This is a genomic window from Actinomyces sp. oral taxon 169 (assembly GCF_013394715.1).
Taxonomy (GTDB): Bacteria; Actinomycetota; Actinomycetes; order Actinomycetales; family Actinomycetaceae; genus Actinomyces.
The window spans coordinates 2,892,602-2,907,484 of the sequence record NZ_CP058259.1; the positions used below are offsets into that span (position 1 = coordinate 2,892,602).

Consider the following 14,883-nt stretch of genomic DNA (forward strand, 5'->3'; position numbering starts at 1 on the left):
GCCGGGGACATTCTGCGCGGCCGGGTGCGTGCCCTTCCGGGCGGGGACCTTCGACGCCGTCGGGGACCGGAATCCTGTCACCGAACGCGCGAGACGTCCCCGGCTGGAGTGGAACGTCCCCGGCCGCGTGAGATGTCCCCGTCGGCGAGTACCGTCATCCATCTCCGAGCGCACGCAGCAGCAGGTCCTGCTCGACGTCGGACAACGGCTCGGCCTCGTCACCTCCGGCCGCAAAGGCGATCCCAGCGAGGACCGCCCCCAGGACCAGCCGGGCTCCGGCATGAGGATCCAGGTCGACGGCACCCTCACCGCGCGCCCGAGCCTGATCCCGGATCTGCTCCAGGTGAGAGCGAGTGGCGGCGAGGAGCTCCCCGAGGAGCAGCTCCTTGAGCTCCGGGTCCTGCGGCAGCTCTCCCAGAAGAGACAGCACCGCCTGACCTGTGGCCCCTGACAGCGCCCGGTTCTTGTGGGCGATGAAGGCCTGCAGGTCCCCTCGCAGCGAACCGGTATCGAAATCCTCGGCCGCGGAAGCGCCGGAACCCGCGGCCTCATCGGCCACGCCGGTCTCGATCATGCGCCTGGTCGAGGCCAGGACGAGCTCGCGCTTGGTGGGCCACCGGCGGTAGAGGGTGGCGGTAGAGACGCCCGCGCGCCGGGCCACGGCCGCCGTCGTCAGCGCGGCGTAGCCGCTCTCGGCCAGGAGGTCACGCACGGCCAGCATGATCGCCGGCCCCAGAGCGGCGTCAACCGGCCGCCCCGGAGCGCGCTTGCTCCTCGGTGCTTGTGAGCCCGCTGCGTTCATGAGGAGATCGTACCGATCAATAGTGAAACTGATTGACTTCGTTTCCTAAGGCTGTCAGGCTGCGGCCATGCGATCCTCGGCAGCACACTCAAGTGACTACACCGACAACTTCGACTCCACCATCGATCTCAGCGGCATCCCGATCGACACCAGCAGCCCCGTCATGGTCACCGGCGCCACCGGCTACCTGGGCAGCTGGGTCACCAAGGGCCTGCTCGACGCCGGCGTCACCGTCCACGCCGCTGTGCGCGATCCCCAGAACACGAGCAAGGTCGCCCACCTGAATCGCATGGCCGAGCAGGCGCCGGGCACTCTGCGCCTCTTCGCCAGCGACCTGCTCCAGCCCGACTCCTACGACCAAGCCATTGAGGGGTGCACAGTCGTCATCCACACGGCCTCGCCCATTCTGCACTCGACGGACGACCCGCAGCACGACCTGATCGAGCCGGCCCTAGAGGGAACCCGTAACGTGCTGGCCGGAGTCGAGCGCACACCGTCGGTCACGCGAGTGGTCCTCACCAGCTCGATCGTGGCCATGTACGGCGACGCCGCGGATATCGAGGGCTACCCGGGGCGAATCCTGACCAAGACCTGCTGGAACACCACCTCCTCCGCCGGCCACCAGCCCTATCCCTACTCCAAGACCCTCGCAGAGAAGGAGGCGTGGCGACTGGCCGCAGGGCAGGATCGGTGGAGGTTGGTGACCATCAACCCGTCCATGATCCTCGGCCCCTCACTGGGCAGCGCCCCCACCAGCGAGAGTTTCACCATGATCCGGATGATGATCGACGGCACCGCTCGCCTCGGGGCGCCACGCGTGGGCATCAGCGCCGTCGATGTCCGCGAGGTGGCCCAGGGGCATATCGCCGCCGCCTTCCTGCCTGAGGCCCACGGGCGCTACATCGTCTCCGCTGAGGACACCGATCTGCTGGCCCTCGCCGGGAGACTGCTGCCGCGCTTCGGGGGGTCTTTTCCTCTGCCGCGGCGGGTCCTGCCCGGACCGGTGCTCCTAGCGATGGCGCCCAGGCTCGGGCTGACACGTGCCTATGTGCGACACAACGTGGGCTACACGGTCCGCTCCGACGCCTCCCGGAGCCGCCTCGAGCTGGGCACCCGCTACCGGCCGGTGCAGGCGTCGCTGGAGGAGATGGTTGAGCAGATGCTCGCCCAGCAGGGCTAGTCACCGACTCGCTCCGTCCCTCCAACGGTCGGGGACATTCCGCGCAGCCGGGGACACCACCCATTGGCTTGCACAGCGCCACGAAGGATGCGGCCGGGGACATTCTGCGCGGCCGGGTGCGTGCCCTTCCGGGCGGGGACCTTCGACGCCGTCGGGGACCGGATTCCTGTCACCGAACGCGCGAGACGTCCCCGGCTGGAGTGGAACGTCCCCGGCCGCGTGAGATGTCCCCGTCGGCGGGAGGACGGACACGACGACGGGCAGGAGGCTAGACGAGAGGCTGGGTGAGAGGGCTGGGACCGTCAGTGAAGGCCGGTGCCGGGGCCGTCACTAGGGCTGGGCCGGAACGTCACTGAGGCCTGGGCCGGAACCATCACTCGCCGCGGGGCCGACGACGTCGGGCCGCCCGGGAGGTACCGCCGTGCCTGCGCGCGCGGTGCCAGCGCTCGCGCCACAGGGCGTGATCCTGCTCGATCTCGGCCAGGCGCGCGGCCAGGCGGTGCGACTCCTCCAGCGACAGCCCTCGGGCGTGCATCCCCAGCTCGGCCAGGCGCGCCATCGCCGGTGTCGCCTGCTCGCGCAGGTCGGGCAGGCCCACCAGGTCGGGCTGCACCGGCCGCCTCACTCCTGTAGCCAGGGTGCGCTCCCCCGCCGGCAGCCTGATGCCACTGGGCGGCGACGCCGGTCGGCGCGGCTCCGAGACCTGCTCGCCGACCGGGGCCGTGGCCTCCTCCGGGGTGCGTCCGTCGGGGGCGGCCGGCCCCTGGACCACGCGCATCACCTCGTTGGCCGGCGCGTGGTCGCTCCGGTGGCCCAGCGCCAGCCCGGCGGCCGGCAGGACGAGCACCGACAGCACCCCGGCCAGCACGAGGGTGGAGGCGAAGGAGGTCGACATGGCCCCCGCGCTGACCGCCACCTGGGTGACGGCCACGATGATGGGCAGGGCCGTCGTCGAGTAGACGGCGATCTGGAGGCTCTGGCGCATCGAGTAGATGCGCGAGCCGTCCCTGCGGCGCTCCGCCCGGGAGGCCAGCCACACCGGCACGCCCCGCACGAGCACCAGCAGCACGAAGAAGGCCAGGAGGTTGACCAGGTCCCCGGCGTCGAGCCCGGCCTCGATGCCCATGCCGGAGGTGACGAAGAAGATCGGGATGAAGAACCCGTAGGCCAACCCGTCGAGCTTCTCCTCGAACTCGGCGTCCCCCTCGGGCAGGGCGTGACGCAGGACGAAGCCGGCGGCGAAGGCCCCCAGGATGACGTCGAGGTCGAAGATGGCGGCGATGGCGCACAGCCCCACCAGGAGCAGGACGGTGGCGCGGATGGTGGTCTGCGCCGTCGTCGAGGCCCCCAGGTGGATGGCCTCGACCAGGCGGCGCCCCACGCGCTTGACGCGGCTGGTGAAGCGGACGATGAGCAGGGTGATGATGAGGAAGACACCCAGGATCGCCATGCTCGCCCAGGTGGAGCGCGACCCCAGCAGCAGCGCCATGACGAGGATCGGCCCGACCTCACCGACGGCGCCGTGGTTGAGGATCGAGGCCCCCACCGCCGTGGGCAGCAGGCCGCGGTCGCGCAGGATCGGCAGGATCGTGCCGATGGCCGTGGAGGTCATGGCGGTGGCGATGGCGATGCCGTTGGCCGACGCCGCCCCTCCGGTCACCCCGATGACGCTGACCGCGCCGAAGGCCAGCCCCAGCGAGAGCAGCCAGGCGACGGCGGCGTGGCGCCCTCCCGCCCCGCGCAGCTCGTTGATGTCGATCTCGTAGCCGGCCATGAGGAAGAGGAAAGCGACGCCGAGCTCGCGCAGCAGCTCGATCGAGGAGTCATCGACGGCCAGCCCCAGGCCGTGGGGGCCGATGAGCATCCCGCCCAGGATGAGCAGGACGACCTCGGGTACGAGCCGCTTGGGGATGGTCCAGGAGATCAGCGGCGCCACGAAGGCCACCGCGACGATGAGCAGCAGGGAGGTGAAGACCTCGGCCATATCGTCTCCTTGTCTCCGGTCGGGTGCGGGGTGCAGGGGATGGGGGAGCGCGGGGCGCAGGGCCGGGCCCGGCGCAGGTCCGCACGAGCCAGAGAGACTACCCCGACCTCGGCCGGCCGGGCCCACCGTCAGAATCCACAACAGTTCAGCGGCTCATTGATGACGTGATGCGCTGGTGCGATCATGATCGTATGAGGACGACACTTGAGATCGACGACCGGGTCCTGTCCCTGGCTCGTGAACGCGCTCATCGCGACGGAGTGTCACTCGGGCGCGCCGTGTCCGATCTCGCGCTCCGGGGAATCTCCCACGGGAGCCGCACCAGCAGGCACGGGATCCCCTTGTTCTTCCCGCCCGCAGGCCAGCAGGCTCATGTGGTGACGCCAGAGCTCATCGAGCAGTACCGAGATGACGACCACTGATCGCCTGCGACTGCTTGACGATCACGTGTTCCTTGTCGACGACGCCCCTCCTGCTGAGCCGTCCATCAGCTTTTCGAGGCTGAAGGGCCCAAAACAGGTCACCGACCTGCACCTGGTGGACCTCGCGGCACGTCACAACGCCGTTCTCGCCACCATGGACGGACGCATGGTGCAGGCGCTCACGTCAGAGGATCGACGACATATCGAGCTCATTCCGCTGTAGACGGGACTCGCTGCCCTCGGAGGAGAACCGGGTCCGCCATCGGGCCGGCCGGGCGCACGGGCCGCCATCAGGCGTCACAATGGAAGCATGCTCATGCCGTACTCACCCTCCGCCGAACCACTCACGCGCCTGGCCGACGGGACGGTCAAGCAGATCAGCCCCTTCACCGGAACCGAGGTGTGGACCGTGCCGGGCCGCGCCAACCGCCCCATCTCGCACCCGGTGGCCGAGGTGCGCCCGCTGAAGGAGGCCGACCGCACCCACAGCTGTGCCTTCTGCTCGGCACGCTACCTGGAGACGCCTCCGGAGAAGGCGCGCGTCGTGCGCGGGGCCGACGGCGGTTTCGAGCGCCTCGACGCCGTCGCCGCCTCCGCCCTGTTCGACACGGTGGCCGAGTTCCGGCGGGTGCCCAACCTCTTTGAGATCCTCTCCTTCGACTACTGGCACATCAACCACGGCTACGAGATCCCCGACGCCGCCCGCGAGCGCATGGAGGCCTACCTGGCTGACCCGGTCGGCGTCGAGCACGTGGAGCGGGTGGCGCGCACCAAGCTGGCGGCCGCGGGCGCGGACCCGGACTCCTGGGACTCGATGGACGAGCGGACCCGCCACACCTTCCTGGCGGCCTTCTTCGCCGGGGGCCATGACGTCATCATCGGCCGGCGCCACTTCACCGACGACGCTCACGACACCACGGGCCTGGCCGCTTCGGGAACGCTGAGCGTGGCCGAGCACCGCGTCTACACGCGCCTGGCGATCCACGCGATGCACAGCCTGTACGAGGCCAACCGGTGGGTACGCTACGTGGCCGTCTTCCAGAACTGGCTGCGGCCGGCCGGGGCGAGCTTCGACCACCTGCACAAGCAGCTGGTGGGCATCGATGAGCGCGGGGTGACCAGCCAGCTGGAGCTGCAGAAGGTGCGGGCCAACCCCAACCTGTACAACGAGATGGCGGTGGACTACGCCGCCTACCAGGGCCTGCTGGTGGCGAGCAACGAGCACGCGGTGGCCTTCGCCGGGTTCGGGCACCGCTACCCGACACTGGAGGTGTACTCGACGTCGGCCATACCCGAGCCGTGGCTCATGAGCCGCGAGGAGGTCGACGCCGTCTCCGACCTGGTCCACGCCCTGCACGCGGCCACGGGTGCGGACGTGCCCAGCAACGAGGAGTGGCACCACAAGCCGCTCGACGTGGACCAGCCCATGCCCTGGCACATCACCCTCAAGTGGCGGGTCTCCACCCTGGCGGGCTTCGAGGGCGGTACGAAGATCTACCTCAACACCATCGACCCGTGGACGCTGCGCGACCGCGTGGTGGCGCGCCTGGAGGACCTGCGGGCCGACCGGCTCATCGCGCCGATGGCCGTGGGCGAGGAGTGCCCGACGACGCCCAACCGGCTCCTGTACAACCCGGTCCTCACCGCCCGGCCGTAGGGAGCACCGCCCGAGCACGGGAAGCCGGGCGCGCGGGGACTCCCAATCATCACGAAACCTTCGTAAATAAAAAACGCCACCTCAACGGACGATAGCCATATTTTACATATACTTGAACACTGATTGGTGTCAAACGAAGGTGTGGGGCCTGGGCCGTCGTCCCATCACGAGGATCGCGAAGTTGGGGCCTTTGCCCCATTGCAAAGGTGCCGTCGCCGCAATAACCTTACGGTTGATAACGCTTCCATCACAGGACGAAACTGGTTTGTAGCAAGGTTCTGTATCGCAGTTCTACCGGCGATACGCGTCGAGGACCACTCCTAGACGGCAGCTGCTTGGACTTACCCAGGCTACCGACTACCTACCCCGCCTTGTCAGCAAGCCTTGTCTCCTCACACCACAGGAAACGGAGAACTCTTGCGCCTTCTTCCCCGTACTGTCTCCAGTGTAGGAGTGGCTCTCGCCACTCTTCCCCTTGCTTTCGGTGCGCTCGCCACCCCGGGACTCACCCCTCAGGCCATCGCGGCTCAGGGGCAGACGGCTCTCGCCTCCCCCCAGCCCCTGCCTACCGCCCAGATCAACGGCGTCGTCTGGGATCAAACGATTGTCGGTAATGTTGTCTACGTCGTCGGCGAGTTCGATCAGGCCCGTCCGGCGGGATCCCCCGATAGGCAGAACGAGTCACCACGGTCCAACGCGATGGCCTATGACATCACCACGGGCGAGATGCTGGACTGGGCACCACAGCTCAACGCCGCAGCCAATGCGATCGAGGCGTCTCCTGACGGCTCCACCCTGTATATCGGGGGGAAGTTCACCTCGGTTAACGGCCAGCCCGCCTCCCGCCTGGCCGCAGTGGACACCGCCGGCCAGTACAAGCCGCTGAATGGCGGCACTCCCGGTGGTGCGGTATCGCCCAACGGGACGGTGCGGGATCTTGAGCTGTCTCCTGACGGTTCCACCCTTTACATGGCCGGACTCTTCACGCAGGTCAACGACCAGGAACGGCTACGCGCCGCGGCTCTTGACCTGAAGACCCAGCAGGTGACCAGCTTCGCCCCCCGGGTCGATGACGAGTCCGAGGTTCGGACCATCACCGTCGCAGCCGACGGGTCGGCAGTAGCCATCGGAGGCTCTTTCAAGACCGTCGAGGGGTCTTCCGACGCCTACGGCATGGCCATCCTGGAGAAGGACGGGGCGTTGCGGCACACCAACCTCACCAAGGACATCAAAAACGCAGGCTCGATGTCCGGCATCATGAGCATGAAGTCGGACTCCAAGGGTCTCTATGGCGCCGCCTACTCCATGGAGGGCTTGTTCGAGGGGATGTTTCGCGCAGACTGGAGCACCGGGGACATCAACCTTATGGCCGACTGCCACGGAGACTCCTACGACGTACTGCCCACCAACGACGTCATCTACGTCTCCAGCCACACCCACGACTGCTCCAATATCGGTGGCGTCCCCGATCGCGCACAAGAAGGGGTCTACTATCACGCTGTCGCCTACTCCAGCACCGCCACCGGCACAGTGGGAAACAATACCGCCATAGGCTACACTGATTTTGCTGGTCACCCCGCCCCCACCCAGTACAACGAGTTTCTTCCCGGTTTCGCGAATGGCGAGTACACCGCCTCCAAACAGGCCACCTGGACCGTTGAGGGAAATGATGACTACCTCATTTACGGCGGTGAGTTCGTAGCCGTCAACGGAATTCCTCAGCAAGGTCTCGTTCGCTTCTCACTGAAAGGCGACAAGAAGGAGGACAAGAAGGAGGACAAGAACGAGGGTAAAAAGCCGGAGGAAGAAAAAGGGAAGAATGACGACAAGAACGACTGGGGTGATCCTGAAGACGACTGGAATGACGAGGAGGATCAGCACGGCTGGGACGAAAGAAACGGTGACCATGACGGCTGGAACAACAACCAGCACGGATGGTGGTGATGATCAATGACATCGACTGAGATCGCTTCGCCGGACCTGGTTCGGGAGTCGCGTACCGATGAGCAGATCATCCGTCGAGGTGCAGGTCGCATGCGTCGACATGCGCCACGCGCTCGGATGCTGATCCTGCCCACCGCCCTGGTACTGGGACTGGGACTGGCCGCTTGCGGAGGCGGAAAGTCCACCGGCAGCACTGCTGCCAGTCCTTCTTCCTCACCATCTGCATCCGCGTCCACCAGGGCAAGTGCGAGTGCGAGCAGCTCGTCTACTCCTACTCCTACCCCTACCCCTTCGCCCTCATCAGCCGCCCCCAGCAGCCCACCGGCCGAGACCCCGGAGCCGACGGAGACCAAGCCGCCGGAGGATACCGCCTCAACAGCCGCGACACCGGACTCCTCGGGCATTGATCCAAACGCCGTGAAGAATGGAGACCTCTCGAAGGACCAGTACGGTGAGGTTTCTTTGGGCGAGACGGTCAATGTTGTTGATGGCGTGTCCATCTCCCTGGGACAGCCCCGGATCGAGGAGCTCACCGGCGGGCCCGGCGAGGTGGCTGGTTCCGGGATCGTCGTTCCAGTCACGCTGACGAACAGCTCGGGAACCGAGATCTCTCTGAGCGGTTTCACGACCTCGGCCAGCTACGGCGAGGGCGATGGAACACCTGCCAATGAGGTCCCCTCGGCTTCAAAGCGAGTGCCCGCCAAGCTGGCTGCAGGTGAGTCGGTGAGCGTCGACAGGGCCTTCGTCGTGCCCGCTGAAGGGCGGGGGAACGTCAAGGTCGTTGTCGACCTGGGGGCCGCCTACCACTCCGCCGTCTTCCGGGGGTCCATGGGCTGACCCTCGATCCTTACCATCAGCTTCAGGTGGCGTTCGTGGGGTACGGCGAGCGCGAAAACGGGCCTCGGCGGCCGCAGCAGCGTCAGCAGCCCAGGGCGCTGCGCTCCTCCGACCCCACCCAGCCCGAGCGGCTCTCCAGGGCGCGGAACCAGCGGGCCAGCGCCGGCCAGAAGGAGATCGACGGCGCCTCCCCGCCGGGGTAGTGCTGGCGCCCGCCGTACTCGTAGGACTGGACGGTGGTGAACAGGCGGATGTCGCTGCCGGTGGGCTTGTCGCCGCACAGGTACTGGCCGATGGCGACGACGGCGGACAGGGCCGGCCCGTCGAGCATCGTCAGGCCGTCCTCGCGGGAAGCCTCCATCCGTGTGGCCCGGGCCAGGAGAGTGTCGATGACGTCGAAGCCCACGAGGACGCCGTTGGCCGCCGCCGCGGCCTTCTCCGGGTCCTGTGAGTGGGTGGCCACCGCGTGACCGACGTTGATCTGCGAGCCGATCCAGGCGTCCCAGGCATCGGTGGAGTTGCGGCGGTTGAGCGGGTAGAGGTCCGGGGCGCCCTCGCGGTGGAGGTCCCACCAGGCGGTGGACAGGTCGAAGAGCAGGTCGCCGGAGTCGTCGCTGACGACCTGGCCAGTGGTGGTATCCACGAGGGCCGGGACGGTGGGGGGAGGCGTATAGCCGGGGGTCTTCTCGTAGACCTCAGCCAGGGAGCGGGCGCCGAGCGCCGGATCCACGCCGGGCTCGCCGTCGGGGCCGGTCAGCTCCCAGTAGCCGTCCGCGCCCTTGCCGTAGCTCCAGGACACGGGGATCGCCTCGGTCAGGCCCAGCAGGCGCCGGGCGATGAGGACGCGGCGGCACCACGGGCAGGCCCCCGACGCCACGAGTCGGTAGCGCCCCGCCTCTACGGGAAGGTCGCCGCTGGGTACGAATCGGTGTGAGACTGCGATGGCCAAGGAGTACCTCCCGGAAGGGTCGTCGAGGGGTCGTGATGCCCAAGGCTAATCATTCCTCGCATATCGGCCGCCGTCACCCGATTCACACGGGGCGGAATCCTCCACCCTGCGCCCGCCGACGCCCGATCGTCCTCACTGAACGGGGCCATCCTGCGCGTAGGGGTGCACTATCTCTTAGCCGGGGACAAACTGCGCGTGCGGGGACAGGAATCCGGTCCCCGACGGCGTCGAACGCCCCCGCCCGGAACGACACGCACCCGACCACGTCGAATGTCCCCGGCCGCAAGCCACAGCGGCGTCACAACCCAGGACAGCATTGTGGGCCGGGACCTCATCACGGCGGCAGAGCCAGGGCCGCGGCTCAGCGCAGCGTCTCCTCCACGGAGGCCACGAACTCCAGGGCGTCGTGACCGTCCCAGTGCGGCTCGCCCAGCAGGTCGCGCACGCGGGCGCAGGCGGCCAGGGCCTCGTCGCGCTCGCCGCGCTCGGCGTGCAGGCGGGCCAGCATGCACAGGGCCCGCGAGGCCGAGTCGCGATCCTCGGTGTCCATGTAGCCGTCGTAGGCGGACTCGCAGTGCTGGACGGCCTGCCAGTTCTGGCCGGTGCGCCACAGGATCCAGGCCATGTCGTCGTGCCAGTCGCCGATCTCCCAGGCCGAGGAGTAGCCCTCGGTGTCGGCCACGCCGGCGAAGGCCTGGCGGGCCTCCTCCATGATCTGGCGGGCCTCGTCGAGCCGCCCCCGGGCCATGGGCAGGGTGAGGTCGTCCACCAGCGCCCGCGCCGAGCGGCGCAGCGCCCGCCCCCGGTCCAGGCAGCCCTGGTCGGTGCGGGTGTCCTCCAGGTCGGCGGCCTGGCGGAACAGGGCGGCGGCGCCCACATTGTCCTTGAGGTTGGAGGCGGCCATCGCCGCATGCGAGAGGTACTCCCCCGCCAGCGCCCGGCGCCCCTGCTCCTGCAGGATGCGGGCGGCGGCCAACGAGTGCTCGGCGACGCTCTCCTCCTCACCCATGGCCATGCCGGTCTGGGCCAGGAGCCGGTGCAGGTACAGGGCGACGCTCGTGGCCCCGGTGCGCTGGGCAAGGGACAGCGCGGACTCCAGGACCTCGGCGCTCTCCAGGTAGCGCTCGGAGGCCTCCAGCGCCGAGCCCAGGGACAGCAGGGAGGCCACGGCGTAGAGGGTGATGCCGGCGGCCAGCATGATGTTGGCCTGCTCGCGGAACTGGGCGATGGCCTCGTCGAACTGGCCCACCTCCATGGAGGAGATGCCCAGCAGGCGCCGACCGCGGGCGGCCAGGACCGGGGAGACCTTCTCGTGGCGGCGCATGACCTCCTCGGCCAGCAGGCAGCCGTTGTAGACATCGCCGCACTCGGCCAGGACCTCGGCGCGCGCCATGTCGAGGATGTCCTCCATCCGCTCGGCGTGGCGGTCCTCGGGGACGGCCTCGGCGGCGCGGGCGACGACCTGGATCGCCCCGAGCGCTTCGTCCTTGGCGTGCAGGTCGGTGAGGACCGAGGCCCCCACGAGCAGGGCGTCGGCGGCCAGGACGAGGGCATCGGTACCCCCGGGGTCGAGCAGCTCGGTGGACACCAGGTCCTCGACCTGGGCCTCGATCTGCCCGATGAGCGAGGTGGCTCGCTGCAGGCGCTCATCGCGCACGGCGTCCTGGGATAGCTCGGCGATGGAGTCGGCGGTGATCTCGTTGTCGAGGTTGAGCAGGTCCACGTAGTAGGCGCCCAGCGGCCCGAAGGCCAGCTCGATGAGGGGGCGGATCCGCAGGCGCTCGGCGATGGCCTCGTCCATCTCGGTGCGGCAGGTCATGGCGGCGGCCCGCAGCAGTCCCGTGTGGTACTCCAGGCCCGGGATCTCCTCACCGATCGGGGGCAGCAGGTCGCGCGTGGCCACCTGGTCGACGACGTACCAGTAGTCCATCGTTGAGGAGCCGATGGTGCGGCGGTGGTCGACGTAGCGGCGCACCGCCTCCTCACCGTTGCGCACCGGCCGGGGCCGCACGAGGTCCACCAGCGGGAAGGGTGCATCGCCGCTCTGGTGGCTGGTGGCGGCGCGGGCGCGTCGGCCGGCCGCCTCCTGGCTCGACGACGTCATGCGGGGCGCGTGCTCCTGAACCAGGCCGTCGTCGTCGGCCACCAGGCCCAGGAGGGAGGCGACGTCGGGCGCGGCACCGTCCTCGTCCACGGTCAGGCTCGTCTGGGCCGCCTCGGGAAGCTCCTCGGAGGGCTCCAGGAGGTCGACCTCCACGCCCAGCCCGTGGACCGCGCCCGGGGCGGCGTCGAAGGCGGCCCGGGCCAGGGAGCGCTCCAGGTGGTCGGAGATGGTGAAGTTGCCGTTGCGCGTGTCGAACTGCTGGGCCAGGCGCCGCGCCCAGCCGGTCATCTCGGCGTAGACGCGCGAGATGGTGGTGGAGGCATCCAGTCCCGGCAGCGGGTACCACAGGTCGGCGGCCGGGACCTCGACGCCGAGGGCCTCCTCGCCGCGGCCGGCCCGCTCGGCCTCGCGCAGCACCAGGCTCATGCCGCGCAGGGCCGACAGCAGCACGTAGGCGGACTCGGCCTGGTCCAGCCAGGACAGGTGGCGGCGCAGGAGCTCCAGGCCCCGGTCCACCCGCCCCACGAGGGCCAGGTACTCCAGGTGGTAGGCCAGGGAGATGAGGGCCTTAGGGTTGCGGCGAATCTCCCGGTAGGAACGCAGGTGCGCCTCCCAGGCCGCCCGGGGCCGGCCGGAGGCCAGCAGGGGCAGCAGCACGAGGGACTGCGTGGTCTGGGGCTGCACGGAGCAGCTGACGGCGCCGGTCAGCACGGGCACCGCGGTCGCCACGGCCAGCTCCCAGGCCTCGGTGCGGTAGGCGAAGGCGACCTGGCGCATGGGGTCGCAGCCCTCGCAGTCGGCGTTCTCGTCGCGGTGGGTGGCCCGCCAGGCGGCCAGCTCCTCGGCGGCCTCCTCCTCGAGCCCCAGCAGGCCGGCGACCGAGGCGCGCTCGCCGTGGACGACGTGCATGGAGGCTCCTCCGGAGCGGTAGAACTCCTCAAGACTGGCCTCGAGCTGGCGCACCTTGTCCTTGGAGACCCGGGGGTTGGCGCCCGCCACGGCCACCGCCCACTTGAAGTGCCAGTGCAGGGTTCGTACCTGGGCGTCGTCGAAGGCCTCGGGGCGGCGCTGGTAGCGGCCAAGGTTCCACGAGAAGGGAGCCAACGCCTTCCACGCCTCGTTGCCCTGCTGGTAGGCCTCGGTCAGGGCCAGCCGGGTGGCGATCCGCAGGTCCTCGTCGCCCAGTGCGTCCGCCCAGCTGACGGCCTCCGCGATGAGGGCCGAGGTCTGGGGGCCGTGGCCGAGGGCATCGGCGTAGGCCAGACGCTCGAGTATGTCTTCGCGTGTGGTCATGGAGTCTGTCCTTCCGGGCGGAGCCTGACGTTGCACCGTCATGAGGCGAAGGCTTCCACCGTGTGCTGCAAGAACGCACGGAATGCGCTCCGCCAACCCCAGGGACGCCGTAGGTGGAGCGTCGTCCCGCACCGCTCACCGGTGAACGGCGGCATGGGCATCTCGAGCTCCTTTCGTCCAGAGGGCGGTTGTCCGACGTCCAGTGTTACCGAACAGTTATAGAATCCGCTACTGCAACGGCCAGCGGCAACTCGGCCGCGGGGCATGTCGGGGTCGGGCGCCACCGCCCGCCTCAGCCGGCTCCAGGACCGGGCTCCCCGACGTCGGCTCCCGCCACTCCAGTATTTCCAACGGATGTCGCCGCTCCGGGTCTGCGAGGCCGGTGCGCGCTAGGACACCAGCAGGGGCTTGGGGGTGTCGGTTGTCTCAGCCCCGGTTCCGCCCTCAGCATCACCCGAGGCACCGGGGACCGGCCCGTCGACGACGGCGACCATCTCCACCGTCGCGTCGGCCATGCCCGCAGCCGTGCCGGCAGCCGCGCTCCGCGTCGTCGCCGCCACAGAAGACTGCACACTGTCCCGGGTGGACTCGCCTCCCGCGACCTCAGCAGTGTCGGCGGTCCCGGCGGCCCGGTCGGGCCGGGGCTCCTCGGGCAGGGCGATCACGGTCGCTCCGCCGCCCTCTCCCTCAGTGGCGACCTCTCCGACGGTCTCCGGTCCGCTCTCAGCCCGAGGCGCGGGTACGCTCTCAGCCTCCGTCCCGGCGTCGGGCCGGATGTCGACAGCTGCGTCCTGGGCGGCCAGAAGGCCGAGGACCTCGCGCAGGGCTTGATCGACGCCGTCGAGGATGAAGTCCAGGGTGCCGGCCAGCTGGGCGTCGTCGAGCCCGGCCCCGATGTTGGTGAGGACCTCGGCGCACAGGCTCAGGCCGGCGGCGTCGACCTCGGTGTAGAAGGCGGGGATGAGCCGGCCGCTGGAGACCTCCTGGGCCACGGCGCGCACTCGGGAGAGCTCCGCGGAGCCCGGCCGGGTGGCGGTGAGCCGGTGGTGGGCGCGCACGGCGAGGATCCGGCGATCGACCACCATGAGCACGTAGTCGAACCCGGCCACCGAGAAGTGCACCACCCCCTCGGACAGGTCGAGGTCGTAACGGTAGCCGCGCACGGCCAGCCAGGCGGCGAGCCGCCTGAGAGTCACGGTCGGGGTCACCGACCCCTCCGGCTGATTCCACCAGGCCATCAGTCCTCCTCCCAGGTGACGAGCTCGGGGAAGCGCTCCTCCACCGTGGAGAAGAAGGCGCGGGTCATGCCCAGGCCCATGTCCATGAAGGCGTCGAGCTGGGCCTGGCTCATGCCCGCGCCGACATAGGCCACCATCTGGGTGCTCAGCAGGAGGTGGCCGGGGTCGTGGGCGGGGGTGACAGCCAGGTCCGGGCCGTAGGTGGAGCGGTGCTGGGTATCGATGAAGGCGCGCATCTCGTCGAGGCGCTCGGCCGCCGGGCGCCCGCGCCACATGCCGGCCACGACGAGGGCGTCCTCCTCGTCGTGCAGGTAGACGCCGATATCGCAGCCCGGGAAGCCCATGAAGACGGCGCCGTCCTCCTCGGGGCCGGCGGTGATGTCGTGCCGGGACAGCCAGGTCTCGACCCGCTCTAAGGTCAGAGCCGGTTGGGCGCTCATGGGATCCCTCGCCTCCTACCCGGTACGGGATGT

At 69.2% G+C, this 14,883-nt stretch carries 13 protein-coding genes; 7 read left to right on the top strand and 6 right to left on the bottom strand.

Annotated features, from left to right (window positions below; genetic code table 11):
* Positions 1-154: 154 nt before the first annotated feature.
* Complete coding sequence (locus tag HW274_RS12095) at positions 155-802, bottom strand: TetR/AcrR family transcriptional regulator (RefSeq protein ID WP_185988892.1); 648 nt, start codon at positions 800-802, stop codon at positions 155-157.
* Positions 803-869: 67 nt separating this feature from the next.
* On the opposite strand from HW274_RS12095, the gene HW274_RS12100 reads away from it, so the two are divergent.
* Complete coding sequence (locus tag HW274_RS12100; protein WP_185988893.1) at positions 870-1,982, top strand: NAD-dependent epimerase/dehydratase family protein; 1,113 nt, start codon at positions 870-872, stop codon at positions 1,980-1,982.
* A 373-nt stretch (positions 1,983-2,355) separates the two neighbouring features.
* On the opposite strand, the gene HW274_RS12105 is transcribed toward HW274_RS12100, so the two are convergent.
* Entirely contained in the window at positions 2,356-3,966 is a 1,611-nt protein-coding gene (locus HW274_RS12105) for a cation:proton antiporter (RefSeq protein ID WP_075254790.1), read from the bottom strand.
* 191 nt (positions 3,967-4,157) lie between these two features.
* Between HW274_RS12105 and HW274_RS12110 the strand changes: the two genes are divergently transcribed.
* From HW274_RS12110 to HW274_RS12135, 6 genes are all read left to right on the top strand, one after another.
* Positions 4,158-4,388, top strand: coding sequence for a DUF2191 domain-containing protein (locus HW274_RS12110; protein ID WP_075254791.1), 231 nt, complete (start codon positions 4,158-4,160; stop codon positions 4,386-4,388).
* Positions 4,375-4,611, top strand: coding sequence for a hypothetical protein (locus HW274_RS12115; protein ID WP_075254792.1), 237 nt, complete (start codon positions 4,375-4,377; stop codon positions 4,609-4,611). Before HW274_RS12110 ends, HW274_RS12115 begins: the two co-directional genes overlap by 14 nt.
* An 87-nt stretch (positions 4,612-4,698) precedes the next feature.
* A complete protein-coding gene (locus tag HW274_RS12120) occupies positions 4,699-6,045 on the top strand; it encodes a DUF4921 family protein (protein ID WP_185988894.1) in 1,347 nt (448 codons plus the stop codon).
* 453 nt (positions 6,046-6,498) lie between these two features.
* Complete coding sequence (locus tag HW274_RS12125; RefSeq protein ID WP_185988895.1) at positions 6,499-7,989, top strand: hypothetical protein; 1,491 nt, start codon at positions 6,499-6,501, stop codon at positions 7,987-7,989.
* 164 nt (positions 7,990-8,153) lie between these two features.
* Entirely contained in the window at positions 8,154-8,396 is a 243-nt protein-coding gene (locus HW274_RS12130) for a hypothetical protein (RefSeq protein ID WP_185988896.1), read from the top strand.
* A gap of 10 nt (positions 8,397-8,406) precedes the next feature.
* Positions 8,407-8,826, top strand: coding sequence for a DUF4232 domain-containing protein (locus HW274_RS12135; RefSeq protein ID WP_185988897.1), 420 nt, complete (start codon positions 8,407-8,409; stop codon positions 8,824-8,826).
* Positions 8,827-8,908: 82 nt separating this feature from the next.
* On the opposite strand, the gene HW274_RS12140 is transcribed toward HW274_RS12135, so the two are convergent.
* From HW274_RS12140 to HW274_RS12155, 4 genes are all read right to left on the bottom strand, one after another.
* Complete coding sequence (locus HW274_RS12140) at positions 8,909-9,775, bottom strand: glutathione S-transferase C-terminal domain-containing protein (RefSeq protein WP_185988898.1); 867 nt, start codon at positions 9,773-9,775, stop codon at positions 8,909-8,911.
* A gap of 361 nt (positions 9,776-10,136) precedes the next feature.
* Complete coding sequence (locus HW274_RS12145; RefSeq protein ID WP_075254795.1) at positions 10,137-13,172, bottom strand: hypothetical protein; 3,036 nt, start codon at positions 13,170-13,172, stop codon at positions 10,137-10,139.
* A gap of 389 nt (positions 13,173-13,561) precedes the next feature.
* Positions 13,562-14,410, bottom strand: coding sequence for a hypothetical protein (locus tag HW274_RS12150; RefSeq protein ID WP_075254796.1), 849 nt, complete (start codon positions 14,408-14,410; stop codon positions 13,562-13,564).
* Positions 14,410-14,850, bottom strand: a complete 441-nt coding sequence (locus HW274_RS12155; protein WP_075254797.1) for a YbjN domain-containing protein — start codon at positions 14,848-14,850, stop codon at positions 14,410-14,412. Before HW274_RS12155 ends, HW274_RS12150 begins: the two co-directional genes overlap by 1 nt.
* Positions 14,851-14,883: the final 33 nt, after the last annotated feature.

Excerpts from the sequence above, each read along its gene's own strand:
- HW274_RS12100 (WP_185988893.1), top strand. The coding sequence starts at position 870 with ATGCGATCCTCGGCAGCACACTCAAGTGACTACACCGACAACTTCGAC.
- HW274_RS12150 (WP_075254796.1), bottom strand. The coding sequence starts at position 14,410 with ATGGCCTGGTGGAATCAGCCGGAGGGGTCGGTGACCCCGACCGTGACT.
- HW274_RS12120 (WP_185988894.1), top strand. The coding sequence starts at position 4,699 with ATGCTCATGCCGTACTCACCCTCCGCCGAACCACTCACGCGCCTGGCC.
- HW274_RS12155 (WP_075254797.1), bottom strand. The coding sequence starts at position 14,850 with ATGAGCGCCCAACCGGCTCTGACCTTAGAGCGGGTCGAGACCTGGCTG.
- HW274_RS12115 (WP_075254792.1), top strand. The coding sequence starts at position 4,375 with ATGACGACCACTGATCGCCTGCGACTGCTTGACGATCACGTGTTCCTT.
- HW274_RS12095 (WP_185988892.1), bottom strand. The coding sequence starts at position 802 with ATGAACGCAGCGGGCTCACAAGCACCGAGGAGCAAGCGCGCTCCGGGG.
- HW274_RS12105 (WP_075254790.1), bottom strand. The coding sequence starts at position 3,966 with ATGGCCGAGGTCTTCACCTCCCTGCTGCTCATCGTCGCGGTGGCCTTC.
- HW274_RS12110 (WP_075254791.1), top strand. The coding sequence starts at position 4,158 with ATGAGGACGACACTTGAGATCGACGACCGGGTCCTGTCCCTGGCTCGT.
- HW274_RS12145 (WP_075254795.1), bottom strand. The coding sequence starts at position 13,172 with ATGACCACACGCGAAGACATACTCGAGCGTCTGGCCTACGCCGATGCC.